The sequence below is a fragment of the Sediminicoccus sp. KRV36 genome (genome assembly GCF_023243115.1).
Classification (GTDB): Bacteria; Pseudomonadota; Alphaproteobacteria; order Acetobacterales; family Acetobacteraceae; genus Roseococcus.
The window spans coordinates 2,745,895-2,759,107 of sequence record NZ_CP085081.1; the positions used below are offsets into that span (position 1 = coordinate 2,745,895).

General features: G+C 65.5%; 12 protein-coding genes. 9 read left to right on the forward strand and 3 right to left on the reverse strand.

The genetic code is table 11. The features are described 5' to 3' along the window. The first annotated feature begins 11 nt into the window (after positions 1–11). The 5 genes from LHU95_RS12860 to LHU95_RS12880 all read left to right on the forward strand — a co-directional run bounded on the left by LHU95_RS12860 (position 12) and on the right by LHU95_RS12880 (position 5,779). Positions 12–1,295, forward strand: coding sequence for a PLP-dependent transferase (locus LHU95_RS12860; protein ID WP_248707360.1), 1,284 nt, complete (start codon positions 12–14; stop codon positions 1,293–1,295). Next, positions 1,292–2,305 carry a porphobilinogen synthase gene (gene hemB, locus LHU95_RS12865; RefSeq protein WP_248707361.1) on the forward strand — a complete coding sequence of 338 codons (1,014 nt, stop codon included), beginning with the start codon at positions 1,292–1,294 and terminating at the stop codon, positions 2,303–2,305. The genes LHU95_RS12860 and hemB overlap by 4 nt, the downstream gene beginning before the upstream one ends. Positions 2,306–2,709: 404 nt before the next feature. Beyond that, positions 2,710–3,675 carry a GSCFA domain-containing protein gene (locus LHU95_RS12870; protein WP_248707362.1) on the forward strand — a complete coding sequence of 322 codons (966 nt, stop codon included), beginning with the start codon at positions 2,710–2,712 and terminating at the stop codon, positions 3,673–3,675. Beyond that, positions 3,668–4,579, forward strand: a complete 912-nt coding sequence (locus LHU95_RS12875; RefSeq protein ID WP_248707363.1) for a WcbI family polysaccharide biosynthesis putative acetyltransferase — start codon at positions 3,668–3,670, stop codon at positions 4,577–4,579. The genes LHU95_RS12870 and LHU95_RS12875 overlap by 8 nt, the downstream gene beginning before the upstream one ends. A 228-nt stretch (positions 4,580–4,807) precedes the next feature. Then, entirely contained in the window at positions 4,808–5,779 is a 972-nt protein-coding gene (locus LHU95_RS12880; protein WP_248707364.1) for a tripartite tricarboxylate transporter substrate-binding protein, read from the forward strand. A 2-nt stretch (positions 5,780–5,781) separates the two neighbouring features. On the opposite strand, the gene LHU95_RS12885 is transcribed toward LHU95_RS12880, so the two are convergent. Genes LHU95_RS12885 through LHU95_RS12895 form a run of 3 tightly spaced genes read right to left on the reverse strand, consistent with a single transcriptional unit; the run spans position 5,782 to position 9,115 of the window. Further along, complete coding sequence (locus LHU95_RS12885) at positions 5,782–7,068, reverse strand: tetratricopeptide repeat protein (RefSeq protein ID WP_248707365.1); 1,287 nt, start codon at positions 7,066–7,068, stop codon at positions 5,782–5,784. Then, positions 7,068–7,907 carry an alpha/beta hydrolase gene (locus LHU95_RS12890; protein WP_248707366.1) on the reverse strand — a complete coding sequence of 280 codons (840 nt, stop codon included), beginning with the start codon at positions 7,905–7,907 and terminating at the stop codon, positions 7,068–7,070. Before LHU95_RS12890 ends, LHU95_RS12885 begins: the two co-directional genes overlap by 1 nt. 2 nt (positions 7,908–7,909) lie before the next feature. Beyond that, entirely contained in the window at positions 7,910–9,115 is a 1,206-nt protein-coding gene (locus LHU95_RS12895; protein ID WP_248707367.1) for a CaiB/BaiF CoA-transferase family protein, read from the reverse strand. A 179-nt stretch (positions 9,116–9,294) separates the two neighbouring features. On the opposite strand from LHU95_RS12895, the gene LHU95_RS12900 reads away from it, so the two are divergent. The 4 genes from LHU95_RS12900 (at position 9,295) to LHU95_RS12915 (ending at position 13,176) form a co-directional block, all read left to right on the forward strand. Continuing rightward, entirely contained in the window at positions 9,295–10,065 is a 771-nt protein-coding gene (locus LHU95_RS12900) for a methyltransferase domain-containing protein (protein ID WP_248707368.1), read from the forward strand. 153 nt (positions 10,066–10,218) lie between these two features. Continuing rightward, positions 10,219–11,730 carry an aldehyde dehydrogenase family protein gene (locus LHU95_RS12905; RefSeq protein ID WP_248707369.1) on the forward strand — a complete coding sequence of 504 codons (1,512 nt, stop codon included), beginning with the start codon at positions 10,219–10,221 and terminating at the stop codon, positions 11,728–11,730. Then, positions 11,727–12,299 carry a hypothetical protein gene (locus LHU95_RS12910; protein WP_248707370.1) on the forward strand — a complete coding sequence of 191 codons (573 nt, stop codon included), beginning with the start codon at positions 11,727–11,729 and terminating at the stop codon, positions 12,297–12,299. The genes LHU95_RS12905 and LHU95_RS12910 overlap by 4 nt, the downstream gene beginning before the upstream one ends. A gap of 10 nt (positions 12,300–12,309) precedes the next feature. Beyond that, a complete protein-coding gene (locus LHU95_RS12915) occupies positions 12,310–13,176 on the forward strand; it encodes a glycosyltransferase family 2 protein (RefSeq protein WP_248707371.1) in 867 nt (288 codons plus the stop codon). Positions 13,177–13,213: the final 37 nt, after the last annotated feature.

The following is a 13,213-nucleotide window of genomic DNA, read 5'->3' on the forward strand; positions in this document are numbered from 1 at the left end:
GGGAAGCCAGCATGACCTACACCAATCCAGAGACCATCGCCCTGCATGGCGGCAGCCATCGCGCGGACCCGAATACCGGCTCCGTCGCGGTGCCGATCCATCAGACCACCAGCTTCCAATTCCAGGATACCGGCCATGCCGCGCGGCTGTTCGGGCTGGCGGAGTTGGGCAACATCTACACCCGCATCATGAACCCGACCTGCGACGCGCTGGAGACGCGCATCGCGCAGCTGGAAGGCGGGGCCGCGGCACTCGCCGTGGGTTCGGGCCAGGCGGCGACCAGCTTCTGCGTGATGAACCTCTGCGAGGTGGGCGACAACATCGTCAGCAGCACCGACCTCTACGGCGGCACCTACAACCTGTTCGCGAACACGCTGAAGCAATTCGGCATCGAGGTCCGTTTCGTGGACCCGGCCGACCCCGAAGCCTTTGCCCGCGCCACCGATGCGCGCACCCGCTGCTACTATGCCGAGACGCTGCCCAACCCGAAGCTGCAGGTGTTTCCCATCGCCGAGGTCGCGGCCATCGGGCGCCGGCTCGGCGTGCCGCTCATCATGGACAACACCGCCGCCCCCATCCTGTGCCGCCCCTTCCAGCATGGCGCGGCCATCGTCATGCACTCCACCACCAAGTGGATCGGCGGGCATGGCACCTCCATCGGCGGCATCGTCGTGGATGGCGGCAATTTCGACTGGGAAGCGGGGGGTGATCGCTTCCCCACGCTCAACAAGCCGGACCCCAGCTATCACGGCGCCGTGTGGTCGCAGGCGGCCAAGCCGCTGGGGCCCATCGCCTATATCCTGCGGATGCGCACCTGCCTGCTGCGCGACATCGGCGCCCCCATGGCGCCCTTCAACGCCTTCATGTTCCTGCAAGGGCTGGAGACGCTGCCGCTGCGGATGGAGCGGCATTGCAGCAATGCGATCCGCGTCGCGGCCTATCTGGCCAGCCACCCCAAGGTCACGCGCGTCATTCACCCCTCACTGGCCGAGGGCGAGGCACGCCGCCGGGCGGAGGCGCATCTCAAGGGCGGCTATGGCAGCCTGATGGGCTTCGAACTGGCGGGCGGCAAGGAAGCCGGGCAGGCCTTCATCGAGAAGCTGAAGATGTTCTACCACGTCGCCAATATCGGCGATGCGCGCAGCCTCGCCATCCATCCGGCCACCACCACCCACAGCCAGTTGAACGAGGCCGAGCAGGCGGCGAGCGGGGTGACACCCGGCTATATCCGCCTCTCCATCGGCATCGAGCATATTGACGATATCCTGGCCGATCTGGAGCAGGCCCTGGCATGACCCATTTTGCCGGCGCCTTCCCCAGCACGCGCATGCGCCGCAACCGGCGCGATGCCTGGAACCGCGCGCTGGTTGCGGAAAACGCGCTGACGCCCAGTGATCTTATCTGGCCGATCTTCCTCACCGAGGGCACCGGCCAGAAGGATGAGGTCCACTCCATGCCGGGCGTGTTCCGCGTCAGCCCCGACATGGCGGCCGAACACGTGGCCGAGGCCGTCTCGCTCGGCATCACCGCCGTCGCGCTGTTTCCCTACACGCCGATGGAACACCGCGACGAGGATGGCACCGGCGCGCTGGAAGCCGACAACATCACCTGCCGCGCCGCCCGGCTGCTGAAGGCCGCGCATCCGGGCCTCGGCCTCATTGGCGATGTGGCGCTCGATACCTACACCACCCATGGGCATGACGGCGTGCTGCGCGATGGCCAGGTGCATAATGAGGAAACGGTGGAGCGCCTCATCATCCAGGCGGTCAACATGGCCAGGGCGGGCGTGGATGTGGTCGCCCCCTCCGACATGATGGATGGGCGCATCGGCACGATCCGCGCGGCGCTGGACGCCGAGGGGCTGATCCACACGCGCATCATGTCCTACGCGGCCAAATATGCGAGCGGCTTCTACGCGCCCTTCCGCGATGCCGTCGGCTCCCCCACCAACGCCAACCGCCCGGTGCTGTCCGACAAGAAGACCTACCAGATGGACCCCGCGAATACCGACGAGGCGCTGCGCGAAGTGGCCCTCGATCTCGCGGAGGGGGCCGACATGGTGATGGTGAAGCCGGGCCTGCCCTATCTCGATGTGCTGCACCGCGTGCGGCGCGAATTCGGCGCACCCACCTTCGTCTATCAGGTGAGCGGCGAGTATTCGATGCTGATGGCGGCGGTGGAGCGCGGCTGGCTCGACCATGACCGCGCGATGATGGAAAGCCTGATGTGCTTCAAGCGCGCGGGGGCGAATGGCATCCTGACCTATTTCGCGGTGAAGGCGGCGCGGTTGCTCAAGGCGGGGTGAAGTGCAGCGGTTTTGTATCTGCTGCCTAGGTCGCTCCGCGCACGCATCCTCATTCTTGAAATGCCGAGGCCATGGAAAATGACCGACGGCTGACAGATGATCGTGCCGCAAACTCAGGAAATCAATGCTCATCAGCCTTGGCGGGTATTCTGCTCCATGCTAACGAATAGAGTAACGGGACAGCACAAAAGATCGACCGACGTCAACCTAAATTACCATGTATTGACTTATTTGCGCTGGCATCCCATTTTTAATCTAAGGCTCCACCTGAAGGAAATCAGATATCCAACCCTTATCTGACTAAATCAGCGAGCCAGTTCTGGCGGCGGAGCGTTTCAGGCCGCGCACCAACAGAGGTCGATCCGGTAGTGCGGCCTGCATTCCGGATTGGCCCGACAAGTCGTGTGGCGACAGCAGGAAGTTGCTTTGCCCAGCACATTGCCCGGACGCTAAAGAAAAATGGGTTCGCCTATTTCGTGACCGAGGAAAGGCCACATTTTCCGTTCAGCCAAGATCAAAACTATGGAACATTCTCAGCGCGCTTTGGAAACATTTATACGATCCGCCAGTTACTTCAATTGTACCAGAGAGCGTATGGATTGTTTGATCCGAAAGATTTCGTTTGGCAACGCTCGGATGGTCGCTTCGTTGATCCGTTTCGGCCTCGCGTCCAAGATGCAGGTTTTGCTCACGCTGATGAGGTCGTCGCGGAGAGAGAGGTACATCTCGAAGCCGTACGCCGCATGTTCGAGGAATGTGACGTATTCATTTTTACTCTCGGCTTGACCGAAGGGTGGGTGGCACCTGATGGCGCGGTCGTCCCGCTAGCGCCGGGCGTGGTAACAAAAATGGAAGATACTACGCCGTACAGATTTCACCATTTCTCAGTCGCCGAAATGGACACTGATCTTTGTGCATTCATAACAAGTCTTCGGCGTATCAATCCTGCTTGCCGGATCATACTGACAGTTTCTCCAGTCGCTTTAATTGCGACATATGAAGATCAACATGTACTGACTGCTACCACATACAGCAAATCAGCCCTAAGGGTTGTTGCCGAGCAGGCGGTGCGCAAGTTCGAGGACGTTGTTTATTTTCCATCATATGAAATAATCACTGGCCCGCATGCGCGCGGCACCTTTTTTGAAGACGATCTGCGTGAGGTTTGCGATCAAGGAGTTGCGCATGTGATGTCTATTTTTATGAAACATTATTTGGATAGAGAAGAAGAGGTAAATACAAAATCAGAACACGTTTCACGCACTTCTGTGGATGTTGTCGTTCCGGCGCTGGTTGATCAGGCTAGCCTTATCAATGAAATACAGAACATTATCTGTGATGAGGAAGCGATTGAGGGCGGACATGACTAACGCCATGCCTGATCGACCGAAGATTCTTTTTGTAGGAACCTGTCAGACGATTGGTATGGCGATAGCCGCGCGCGTGATGCTGCCCCATGCAGAAATCTCCTCGTGCCAACCAGCCGCAGTGCCGCATCTGACTGAGGCTGCAATTGCATCTACCTTGCAACAGTACGATTTGGTCATCAGCCAATTCGGCGATCATAACTTAGAGTCGCCCTTACGTCCGACGTCGTTGCGCACAGCTAATATTAACTTCATTTATCTGCCGACCTTTGTATTCGCGGGGTTCCATCCCGACTGCGTCTACCTGGGCCGTGACGGAACCATTCTCCGCGGCACCGAAAGTGATTACCACTCAGCAATCGCTGTCGCAGGATTCTGTATGGGGCTCGATGTGAAGCGGGTCTGCCGCCTTTATAACAGTCTGGTATTCGCAGAACTTGGCTATATTGCGGTTTATGACGATGCCCGCAACGCAATTAAGGCAAATTTCGCCGCTGCCGGTTACGATCTTGAGCCGCTGCTTCGTATGTGGACCGCCGAAGGCACACCCTTCATGCATACGACAAATCACCCAACAGTGTTCGCGCTCGCCGGACTAGCCCATGCGGCTTTGGTAAACGGTGGAGTGGTGCCCGCGAGTGCCGGCATACCCCGAGGTTTGCCAGATGATCTTGGCAAATTGCTTACTTGGCCAGTCTTCCAACCAGTAGCGCGGCGCGCCGGCGTGCCCAGTAGGGCAAATTTCCTGCGCAGCATTCACGGCCTCAAGGAGGGCGAGCCGCGCGAATTGTCGCTGGAAGATTTTGTGGAACGAAGCTTTTCTCTCTATAGGGACGTTGACCAGGGATTGCTGCGCACGGGGAGCGTTCCCGCTGTGATTGAGCGCCTAGGGACATTAGTAAGCTGATTTAATATCAATAAAGCTAGAGCTTTCATTCGCTTACGTTGCTACCCGGGAAAGTCGCCGGCCAACGCGATCTGCGATGGCCCCATCAAGGCCGGCGCATAGCCGCAGCCCGCGATAGGGGCGATGGTCACGCTGAGGGCTTCTCCCATGCAAACGGCCGTCTCGGGCAGCAACAGGCCCGACACAAACCGGGCCCGATCCAGAGGCCCGAACCCAGGGGGAACTCCCGTGCCCACACGTCGCCAAGCCATGGCCGCCGGCCTTGCCGCCGCCCTCACGCCCCTGCCACTGCACGCCCAGGCCTGGCGCCCGGCGCGGCCCATCCGCCTCATCGTGCCCTTTGCCCCCGGCGGCTCGAACGACATTGTCGGCCGCATCGTGGCAGAGTCCGCGGGCCAGATCCTCGGCCAGCCGGTCGTCATCGAGAACCGCGCCGGCGCGGGCAGCGTGATCGGCGCGGAGGTGGTGGCGCGCGCCGCGCCCGATGGGCTGACGCTGCTGATCAACTCCTCCCACCCCACGGTCCCGGCCATTGTCGCGCGCGTGCCCTACAATACGCTGGAGGACTTCGTCGGCATCGCGGTTGCCGGCTTCTCGCCCTATGTGCTGGTCGTGAACCCGCAGGTGCCGGCCCGCACCGCGCAGGAACTGGTGGCGCTGATGCGCGCCAATCCCCATGGATTTCACATCGCCTCCACCGGCAGCGGCAGCGGCGTGCATGTCGCGGCCGAGTTGTTCCGCTCCGCCGCGCGCGTCGAGTCCGAACTGGTGCATTACCGTGGCGGCGGGCCGAGCGTGGCCGCGCTGGTTGCTGGCGAGGTGCGGGTCGGCCTGCCCACCATGGCCTCCTCCATCGGCCAGATCCGCGGCGGCACGCTGCGCGCCCTGGCCGTGCTGGCGGAAAGCCGCACGCCTGTGCTGCCGGATGTGCCAAGCGCGCCGCAAGCCGGCCTGCCCGGCGTGATCCTGGAGGAGTATTTCCCGATCCTCGCCCCCGCGCAGACCCCCGCCGCCATCGTCGCCGCCCTGGGCGAAGCCTTCCGCGCCGCCATCCAGCAGACGGCGCCGCGCCTGGGCGAGTTGGCCGGCGTGGCGCCCCGCGCGGGCTACGACAGTTCTGAGCAGGTCATGGCCCTGCTCCGCGCCAGCGTGGAACGGCAGACGGCCATCCTGCGCGCCGCGGGCGTCCAGGCGGAATAGCGTCAGAACAGGCTGAGCTGCGCCAGCCTCTCTCGCAGCCGCGGCGTGGCCGCGATCACGGCGCGCGAATGCTCCAGCGCATCGCGCGCTTCGGCGCGGCGGCCCAGCGCCGTCAGTGCCGCCGCCCGACCCAGATGTGCCTCGCCCCATAGCGGGCCGTGGCCGATGGCCACGTCAAAAGCCAGGAGTGCCGCCTCGGGCTGGCGCTCGGCCAGCAGCGCCTCGCCCAGCGCGGTATGCGCCGAGGGGTTCTTCGCATCCTCGGCGACGGCGCGGCGCGCATGGACCAGCGCCTCTCGCGCCCGACCCAGGGCGATGAGCGCCAGGGCCAGTTCCACCCGCCCCTGAGCATCTACCAGTTGATCCCGCACCACGGGTTGCAGCAGATCATATGCCGCCTGGTTCTGCCCCCGGTCGCGCAGCACCTGCGCCATGCCGACGCGCGGAAATGCCGTGTTGGGCAGGATGCGCTGTGCGGCCTCGAACGCCTCCATCGCCTCATCCAGGCGGCCAAGTTCGCGCAGGGCGCGGCCGCGGCCATAGATCGCCGGGGCATAGCCCGGGGATTCGCGCAGCTGGGTGTCGTTGATGGCCAGCGCTGCTTCCGCCTCGCCGGTCCGGGCCAGGGAGCGCGCCAGCAAAAGCTGGATCGTGCGCTGAAGCTGCCGGTCCGAGCCCGCATGCAGCGCCATCTCGGTCAGTGTCTCGCGCATCTGGGCTTCGCTGGGCGCCTCGCTGGAGAGCCACCAGGCGTAGAGGATCGGCTGCACCACGCGCCACACCTCCGGCGCGCCGGCGCGGATCAGCGCATCGGGGTTGGCCGCCGTCACATCGGCAATGACGCCCTGGCCCGAGAGGCGCAGGCGCAGCCGCAGCACCTCGCCATCCAGGGTGATTTCACCCGAGACACGACGTTCGGGGATCCCCAGCAAGCCGCGGAGCGCATTGGCCAGGGAGCGCAGCGAAAGCCCGGTGAGTGGCACCGTGAAATCCGGATGGGTGCCGCCCACGTCGGCCCCGGTGCGGCGGCGCGGCTCGCCCCCCACAGTGTCCTGGAGATGCAGGATCGCGTCCTTCAGCCGCAGCGCCACCACATCGGCGTTCAGCCCGGCCTCGATCAGGCGTGGCGGCACCGAGATGGGCTGCACCTCGATGCCGTCGCGCTGCAATTCATCGACCAGGATGAAGAGCAGGATTAGCCCCCCCACCAGCGAAACCAGCCGGGGCAGCAGCGCCTGGATAGTGCTCCAGAAGCCCCCAGGCGCGGGCGCGGACCCGGCCTCCGACATCAGGCCAGGAAGTCGCTGATCAGCGCGATCTGCGATGGCTCCATCAAGGCCGGCGCATGGCCACAGCCCGCGATGGTGGCGATGGTCACGCCTGGTGTTTCGCCCATGCGCGCGGCCGTCTCGGGCAGCAGCAGGTCCGAGGTTTCGCCGCGCAGCACGAGCACCGGGCGGCTGGCCACCGCCGGCCAGAGCGGCCAGAGATCCACATCGCTCAGCTCGCCCTGCATGGGCTCCAAGATGGCCTGGTCATAATGCAGCACCACGCGGCCGCTGGCGGTGACGCGCGCACTGTGCCGGGCCAGATGCGCCCATTCCGCATCCGAGAGCTGGCCGAAGGGCGCGTGCACCTGGCGCAGATAGGCCTCCAGCGCCGCCACATCGGCGAATTCACGCGGCGTGCTGAGATAGATGCGGATGCGCTCCAGCGCCGCCACCGGCACGAAGGGCCCGATATCATTCAACACCATCCGCCGCAGCGTGACACCGGGGATGGTGGCGAGGCCCATGCCGATCAGCCCGCCCATCGAGGTGCCGACCCAGTCATATTCGGGCAGGCCCGCCAGCAGCGGCGTGAGCGTGGCGAGGTAGGTCGGCACGGCATAGAGCGCGCCCGCAGGCAGCCAGCCGGACAGGCCGCGCCCGGGAATATCCGGGCAGATCACCCGCCGCCCCTGCCCGGCCAGATGCCGCGCCAGGGCGTCGAAATCCCGCGCATTGCGGGTCAGCCCATGGACGCACACCACGGGCCTGCCCGAGGCCGGGCCCCATTCGGCCCAGCGCAACTGCACCGTGCCACCCTCGAAGGATCCGGTGACAGCGCCGATGCGGGGCTGCTCCATCCTCAGACGATCCCCTTCTCGCGCAGCGCCGCGATCTCGGCCGCACTCATGCCGAGCAGGCCGCCCAGCACATGGTCGCTGTGCTCGCCCAGCACCGGCGGCGGCGAGCGATAGTCGGGCGGCGTCGCGGAAAGCTTCACGGGGTTGGCGATGACCTCGATTTCCTGGCCGCTCTTGTGCTGCATCTTCACCACCATCTCCCGCGCGATCACATGCGGGTCGGCGAAGACATCCTTCAGCGTATTGATCGGGCCGCAGCCGATCTTCAGCGCCTCCAGCGCCTCCACCCAGGCGGCGGTGGTCTTGGACTTCATCACCGGCGTCAGCGTCTGCGTCACGAGGTCACGGTTGGCGACGCGGCTGGCATTGGTGGCGAAGCGGGAATCACCCGGCAGTTCCTCCAGGCCGAAATTCTTGCAGAAACGCTCGAAGGTCGGGTCATTGCCCACCGCCAGGATCAGGTAGCCATCCTGTGTCGGGTATTCCTGATACGGGCTGATATTGGGATGCTGATTGCCCAGCCGCGGCGGATTCTCGCCCGTGGCCAGATAGTTCATGCCCTGGTTGGCGAGCCAGGCGACATGCGTGTCCAGCATGCCGATATCAATCTGCTGGCCCTCACCCGTGGCGTGGCGGTGGTTCACCGCGGCCAGGATGCCGATGCAGCCATACAGCCCGGCAAACAAATCCGCGACCGGAACGCCCGCCTTCTGCGGCGAACCATTGGGCTCACCCGTCAGGGACATGATGCCGCCCATCGCCTGGATCAGCGCGTCATAGCCCGGGCGCGGCGCATAGGGGCCAGTCTGGCCGAAGCCGGTGATGGAGCAATAGATCAGCCGCGGATACTTCGCGCGCAACTGCTCATACCCCAGGCCGTACTTGGCCAGCGCGCCGACCTTGAAGTTCTCGGCCAGGATATCGCAATGCTCCAGCAGCTTGTGGATGATGGCCTGGCCCTCGGGCTTGGCGATATCCACCGTGACGGACTGCTTGTTGCGGTTCACGCCGAGGAAATAGGCGCTCTCCTTCGTCTCGGGCCAGAAGGGGGGCGCGAAGCCGCGCGTGTCATCGCCGCTCTCGGGCTTTTCGATCTTGATGATCTCCGCCCCCAGGTCGCCCAGCATCTGCGTGCAGGTGGGCCCGGCAAGAACGCGGGTGAGGTCGAGAACGCGAAGGCCCTTGAGGGGGCCGGAAGGCTGGGACATGTCATGGCTCCGGTGCGTCCCGCGTGATTATGCGCGGGCGGGGGCGGCGGCAAGACGGGCCTGCGAAGTGGGCCGCCTGGCCGAGTGGCCGCACGGGCACAAATCCGCTAAATCCGCAGACGGTTGGGCCATGCCGGCCTGACGGAGGGCATCCCCTCGGCGCGGGAAAGGTCGCTCGCTTGGCACAGACACCGATGGGCGCGGAATTCCCGCACCACGCCTATTCATCCACCTGCAGCGTGTGCGGCGCCCAGGGCGTCTTCACCCGCGCCAAGCGCGCCATCCGCGAGACCTATGATTGCAGCGGCTGCGGGGCGACCCTGCGCTATCGCGTGCAGGCGGACGCCATCCTCAGCCTGTTTCCCGGGCCTGGCGCCACAAGCCTCGTCGCCCTGGCGCGGGAGCCGCGCTTCGCCCGGCTGGTCATCTTCGAGCCTGGCGTCGCCGGCCCGTTCCGCCGCATCTTCCAGGGCCTGCCGCACTACATGAAGTCCTTCTACTGGAGTGACCTGCGAAGCGGCGACATGCGCGACGGCGTGTCCAATCAGGACCTGATGGCGCTCAGCATGGCCGATGCGACGGTGGACCTGGTGATCACCTCGGATATCTTCGAGCATATCCGCCATCCGTTGCGGGGCTTCGCAGAAATCGCGCGCATCCTGACGCCCGGCGGCGCGCATGTCTTCACGATTCCGATGGCGGTGCCGCTGGTCCCGCACACGACCAAGCGCGTGGCGGTGGATGGGCCGGAGGATGTTCATCTCCTGCCCGAGGTTTACCATGGCGACGGCAAGGGCGGACGGTCATTGGTCTATAATGATTTCGGGCTGGACCTGCTGGATGATCTCGCGGCCCTGGGCACGCCGACCACGATCCACCGCTACAATGTCACCGAGCGCCCGGTGAATGCCGGCATGGCGCTGGTCTCGATCAAGCGCCCAGCGGGATAGGGGGCTTCCCCGCCGCTACCACGCGCGCGATGCCCCCTTCCCGATCACCCCCCCCGCGCCCGCGGGACCCAAGGTGCGGCCCGGCAAGGCTTGCCCCTGCCCCCCCATCCGGCGCATGGTCCGCCGCCAGACGCGCCCTCAGGAAACATGCCCATGCTCGACACGCCGCACCCCACCCCCGCCGCCCCTTGCCTGGACCAGCAGAAGCTGGCCACGGCGCTGTCCGGCCTGCATTTCATTGGCGGCCGCTATGTGCCCGCCCTCAGCGGCCAGAGCTTCGCCGTGGTGAACCCGGCCACCGGGATCGAAGTGGCCCGCGCGGCTGAGGGCGATGCGCAGGATGTGGATGCCGCCGTGCGGGATGCCGCCCGCGCCCAGAAGGAATGGGCCAAGGTCCCGGCGCGCAAGCGTGGCGCCCTGGTGCATCAATGCGCCGCTCTGCTGAAGGAACACCAGGAGGAGCTGGCCCGGCTCATCGCGCTGGAAACCGGCAAGGCGCTGCGCACGGAAAGCCGCGTGGAAGCCGGTGTCGTCGCGGATGTGTTTGAATTCTTCGGCGGCCTCGGCTCCGAACTTAAGGGCGAGAGCGTGCCCTTCGCCCCCAATGTGCTGAGTGTGACGGTGCGCGAGCCGCTGGGCGTGGTCGGCGCCATCATCCCCTGGAACGTGCCGATGCTGCTGATGGCGCTGAAGGTGGCGCCCGCGCTGGTCGCCGGCAACACCGTCGTCGTGAAATCGGCCGAGGAAGCGCCACTCGCCGTGCTGCGCATCTGCGAATTGATGAACCGCGTCCTGCCCGCCGGCTGCTTCAACATGGTGAGTGGCATGGGCCCGGAATGCGGGGCCCCGCTGGTCGAGCACCCCTTGGTGCGCAAGGTCACCTTCACCGGCTCGGTCGAGACGGGGAAGATCGTGGCCAAGGCAGCCTCGCAGAAGCTGGTGCCTGTCACGCTGGAATTGGGCGGCAAGTCGCCCATGATCGTCTTTGCCGATTGCGATTTCGCCAAGACCGTCTCCGGCGCGCTCACCTCCATGCGCTTCACCCGCCAGGGCCAGAGCTGCACCGCCGCCAGCCGCATCTATGTTGAACGCCCGATCTTCGATGCCTTCGTGGCCGAGATGAAGAAGGCAGTGGACGGCATGGTGATGGGCGACCCCTTGGACGAAAAGACCGATATCGGCACCATCATCAGCCAGGGCCAGTTCGAGAAGGTCCAGGGCTTCATCGCCGAGGGCAAGGCGACCGCCGGTGCGGTGGCGCATGAATGCAGCGCCATGCCGACCGACAGCGCCTTGAAGAAGGGCCTGTTCCTGCGCCCCGTGATCTTCACGGGCCTTGATGGCAATTCGCGCCTGGTGCGCGAGGAAATCTTTGGCCCGGTCACCGTGATCCAGGCCTTCGACGACCCCGAGGCCGTGCTGGCCGAGGCGAATGACAGCGAATACGGCCTGGCGGCATCGCTCTGGACGAACAATCTGAAGGTCGGGCTTGACCTCGCGCATCGGCTGGAAGCGGGGCTTGTGCAGATCAATCAAAATCTCGTCGTCCAGGCGAACCTGTCCTATGGCGGCGTGAAGAGCAGCGGCCTCGGCAAGGAGGCATCGCTCGAAGCCATGCTCGAACACTTCACCCACAAGAAGACCATCATGGTCAACATGGCATGAGCCTCGATCTCTCCGGCAAGACTGCGGCCGAGCTGAAGGCGATGGTGGCCAATGCCGAAGCCATCCTCGCTGGCCCCAACACCAAGCTGCACGGCAAGGCGACCGAGTTCCGGGAAGCCGCGAAGCTGGCCCTCTCCGAGCGCCGCGTGCTGCCCCCGGGCAACCGGGCACCCCCGGATGAGGCGCTGAACGCGGCCGTGGCCCGCATCAAGGCGGTGGCGGTCGAGGCGTTGACGAAGTTCGACCTCTCCCCCGCCACGGCCAAGGCGCGCGGCATCACCACGCCGCATGCGCTGCTGGCCTCCAGCGGCGCGCCCAAGACCGGCGGCGGCGTGCGCACCAAGAAGTTCAAGCGCTGCCCCTATATCTCCTACCGGGGACCGGGTGGCATCGCGATGCTGCAATACGCCATGCTGCCCGAGGAAGGGGCCGAGGGCTTCTGGTCGGGTGGTCTTGTCGCCGTCGGCAGCGCCGAATCCAAGACGGGCTTTGACGTGGCGATGGAGCCGGAGGCCGCGATTGCCGCCTTCTTCCAGGCGCTGACCGAGATCGCCACCGCGCGTCCGTGAGGCCGCGTCCGTGAAGACGGAGGCGCAGTGCACGGTCGTCATCGTCGCCTATCACTCGGCGGCGCTGCTGCCGTCCTGCCTGGCCGCGATCCCTGAGGCCTGCCCGGTCATCGTGGTGGATAATGCCAGCCCCGATGACAGCGCCGATGTGGCGCGGGCCGCCCGGCCCTCGGCGCGGGTGATACGGGCACCGCGCAACCTGGGCTTCGGGCCCGGGGCCAATCTGGGCTTCGCCGAGGTCAGCACCGAATTCGGCCTGCTGCTGAACGCCGATGCGACGCTGGAGCCGCAGACCATCGCGGGCCTGATCGCCGCCGCGCGCCGCTACCCTGAGGCCGGACTGTTGGCGCCCGAGGTGATCGCCGGGGAAGGCCACATGCAGTTCGGCCATGACCTGCCCTTCCGGCGCCTGCGCGGGCCGGTGGTGGAACCGGTGGGCGATGCCTGCTGCTGGTATGTCGGCGGCTCGGCCATGTTCCTGCGGATGTCCGTAATGCGGGCGCTGGGCGGCTTCGACCCGGAGATTTTCCTGTATTTCGAGGATGATGACCTGTGCCTGCGGGTGCGGGCGGCGGGGCATGCACTGATCCATGTGGCCGGGGTGCGGGTGCGGCATGAAGGCGGGGCCAGCTCAGCCCCCTCACCCCGGCTTTCGCATTGGAAGGCGTTTCACCAGGGCTGGTCGCGGCTGCATCTGGAAGCCAAGCATCACGGGCGCGCGGCGGCGTGGCGGCTGGCGCTGGCGGAATGGCCGGGGCTTGCGCTCAAGGCGGCTCTGCGGCGGGGTGATGAGCGGCGGGTGAAGTGGGCCGGGCGGGCAGCTGGGATGTGGGCCTGGATGCGGGGCAGGAAGGCGGGCGAGATCCGGCTGGGCTGAGACAACTCCGGTCACTCCGCGGGGCAAGCCCCGCAGA

Excerpts from the sequence above, each read along its gene's own strand:
- LHU95_RS12860 (WP_248707360.1), top strand. The coding sequence starts at position 12 with ATGACCTACACCAATCCAGAGACCATCGCCCTGCATGGCGGCAGCCAT.
- hemB (WP_248707361.1), top strand. The coding sequence starts at position 1,292 with ATGACCCATTTTGCCGGCGCCTTCCCCAGCACGCGCATGCGCCGCAAC.
- LHU95_RS12875 (WP_248707363.1), top strand. The coding sequence starts at position 3,668 with ATGACTAACGCCATGCCTGATCGACCGAAGATTCTTTTTGTAGGAACC.
- LHU95_RS12885 (WP_248707365.1), bottom strand. The coding sequence starts at position 7,068 with ATGTCGGAGGCCGGGTCCGCGCCCGCGCCTGGGGGCTTCTGGAGCACT.
- LHU95_RS12890 (WP_248707366.1), bottom strand. The coding sequence starts at position 7,907 with ATGGAGCAGCCCCGCATCGGCGCTGTCACCGGATCCTTCGAGGGTGGC.
- LHU95_RS12895 (WP_248707367.1), bottom strand. The coding sequence starts at position 9,115 with ATGTCCCAGCCTTCCGGCCCCCTCAAGGGCCTTCGCGTTCTCGACCTC.
- LHU95_RS12905 (WP_248707369.1), top strand. The coding sequence starts at position 10,219 with ATGCTCGACACGCCGCACCCCACCCCCGCCGCCCCTTGCCTGGACCAG.
- LHU95_RS12910 (WP_248707370.1), top strand. The coding sequence starts at position 11,727 with ATGAGCCTCGATCTCTCCGGCAAGACTGCGGCCGAGCTGAAGGCGATG.